Consider the following 304-nt stretch of genomic DNA (forward strand, 5'->3'; position numbering starts at 1 on the left):
GCTCAAGGCCGACTGGTGGGATGAGTATGACCGCTGGCAACGTCGCGATCTCAGCACGCGGAGGTTTGTCTACATCTGGGCGGATGGGGTCTATTTCCGACCACGCATGGATGAGGAAAAACAGTGTGTTCTGGTGTTGATTGGCGCAGACGAGTGGGGCCGCAAGGAGATTATCGGCCTCGCCGATGGCTATCGCGAAAGTACCCAAAGTTGGCGTGAGCTGCTTCTCGATCTCCAGCGGCGCGGGCTTACCCATGCGCCTGATCTTGCCATTGGAGACGGAGCCTTGGGCTTCTGGCATGCG

At 58.9% G+C, this 304-nt stretch carries 1 protein-coding gene; it reads left to right on the top strand.

Annotated features, from left to right (window positions below; translation table 11 throughout):
• The coding region (locus tag ACFWW2_RS16435) for a transposase (protein WP_393929689.1) at window positions 1–304 on the top strand (304 nt) is incomplete at both ends.

Origin of the sequence: Yoonia sp. R2-816 (assembly GCF_046762905.1) — a bacterium.
Taxonomy (GTDB): Bacteria; Pseudomonadota; Alphaproteobacteria; order Rhodobacterales; family Rhodobacteraceae; genus Yoonia.